The organism is Wolbachia endosymbiont of Cardiocondyla obscurior (genome assembly GCF_902713635.1).
In the GTDB taxonomy this organism is placed as follows: Bacteria; Pseudomonadota; Alphaproteobacteria; order Rickettsiales; family Anaplasmataceae; genus Wolbachia; species Wolbachia pipientis.
Genome location: NZ_CACTIU010000104.1, coordinates 1 through 2,161 on the forward strand (window position 1 = coordinate 1; position 2,161 = coordinate 2,161).

A 2,161-nucleotide genomic window follows, 5' to 3' on the forward strand; every position below is an offset into this window, starting at 1 on the left:
ATTTTGTCAGTAGCCACCAGATTTTTTCAGTTGCTATGCAACAAAGCCATCCCAGTGTCAAGCACTGGGATGACACCATTTGTTGTAAACTCACTTTTACTCTATGGTTATACTACCTTGCTGCTATCCTGAACGGATACAGTGGGCTTATTAAATTATAGAATTACTTTAGCTATAGAATAAAATCTAGTGTTACTTCACGCCAAATGTGGTGGTGCTGAGTAGGCAAGCCGGTCAATGGGCTACATTTATATACTGCACGCATTGCATTATCTGCTATCGACCTGAAAAGTGGATTATTTCGATAGGAATCACTGTCTGCTACATCCGCCATAATTATCTCGCCTTGACTGGATAACAATAAGTTAATTTTTATATTAAAATTTTCTTTGTAAGCTATGCTTTCAGGAATGCTCCAGCATTTTGTGAGCTTTTCTCTTATAGAGTTAATAATTTCTGTTACAACTAATTCATCCTTTTTGCTCTCAACGCTTTTTTCGTTTCCTATTTCATTCTTTGCCTCTCTGACATCCCTTCTTAGTTTCTTCTCTACACTTTTTTTTCTTTTTGGAACAGGAATGAATTCTTTACCCTCGTTAATAATGACTTCTTCTTGCATTTCGATAATTTGCCTCGGTTGTGCTACAACAGTGTGCTCAACTATTTCTTTTTTCCTTTGTGGTATAGGAATAGCTAACGTATCATTCGTTTGGGCTTTTGTTGAAGATAACGAAAAAAGCAAAAAACAACATAAAGACAAAAAAAGAATATAATTAGAATAGAAAAAACGCATATGTTAAGCAGCTTGTTTTACTGGTTTAAAGCTAATATTGCACGTAAAGTCAATATATTTTAGTTGATGGACAAGTTTGAAGTCAATAAGGAATTCCTTCAAAGCTGAAGGCAAGCGAAAGATTGTCTTCTCGACAGACAAAGGAATTGTATAATGGATTAAAAGGAACCGTATGACAAAAATTATAGCAAAAGAATATACAGAATTTTTAGAGCAGTTGAAGGATCATATTGCAACAAACCGTTATAAAGCAGCACTTGCAGTAAATAGTAAGCTTATTTTGCTTTACCACCATATTGGTACAGAGATCCTAAAACGCCAAAATCTGGGGAGCTAAGGTAATTGATCAATTAAGTAAGGATTTGAGAAGTACATTTCCAGAAATGAAAGGCTTTAGCATGAGAAATCTGAAGTATATGCGTAAGTTTGCCGAAGAATATCCTGATGTTGAATTTGTGCAGGAGCCTCTTGCACAATTAACTTGGTATCACAATATCACTCTTTTGGAAAAAATAGAAAGTCATGAAATAAGATTATTTTATGTAAAAAAAGCTATTGAACATACGTAACATTATGGTTATGCAGATAGAGCTTGGACTACATAAACGTCAAGGGAAATAACTTTAAAGAAAAATTACCATCTCCACAATCCGATCTAGCACATTACACATTAAAAGATCCGTATATTTTTGATTTTTTAAGTATAGGTAAGGATGCTCATGAAAGAGAAGTAGAAAAAGGACTCGTAGGGCATATGGAAAAATTTCTGTTAGAACTCGGTGAAGGATTTGCATTTGTTGGTAGACAATTTCATTTAGATGTTGGTAATAAAGACTTTTATATTGATTTATTATTCTATCATTTAAAGTTACGTTGCTTCGTAGTGATTGAACTAAAAGATAAGGATTTTAAGCCGGAATATGCTGGTAAAATGAATTTTTATCTTTCTGCAGTTGATGATTTACTGAAGCACTCGACAGATCAACCTTCTATAGGGTTAATCTTATGTAAATCTAAAGACGATGTACTTGCTAAATATACACTCCGAGACATGACCAAACCAATAGGTCTTGCAGAATATCAAATCACTGAGAATCTACCAGAAAACATAAAAACAGCTCTGCCAACAATAGAAGAATTAGAAGCTGAATTATCGAAAGTTTCAGATAAGGAAAAGTAATGCTACTAAAATCATTCAAACAATTATTTAGCAAACCAAAAGCTCAGCATGGAGGCTCAGGAAGAAGAGTGGCAGCCAATAACTTACTCTCTCATAGCCTTGAAACTTTGGAATATAGTATTTTCTAAAATGAATGATAAATTTCCATTATGGTATTACCAACCAAAAGTTGTAAGTCTGTATATTTA

The 2,161-nt window shown here is 33.7% G+C and carries 1 protein-coding gene and 1 pseudogene; one reads left to right on the forward strand and one right to left on the reverse strand.

Annotated features, from left to right (window positions below):
* Positions 1-172 precede the first annotated feature (172 nt).
* Positions 173-793, reverse strand: a complete 621-nt coding sequence (locus WOCAOBSORBRA_RS05920; RefSeq protein ID WP_155969014.1) for a hypothetical protein — start codon at positions 791-793, stop codon at positions 173-175.
* Positions 794-965: 172 nt separating this feature from the next.
* On the opposite strand from WOCAOBSORBRA_RS05920, the pseudogene WOCAOBSORBRA_RS06595 reads away from it, so the two are divergent.
* Positions 966-1,973, forward strand: a pseudogene (locus WOCAOBSORBRA_RS06595) (PDDEXK nuclease domain-containing protein).
* Positions 1,974-2,161: the final 188 nt, after the last annotated feature.

What these genes read in the sequence shown, in the direction of transcription:
- WOCAOBSORBRA_RS05920 (WP_155969014.1), bottom strand. Translation starts at nt 793, where the DNA reads ATGCGTTTTTTCTATTCTAATTATATTCTTTTTTTGTCTTTATGTTGT.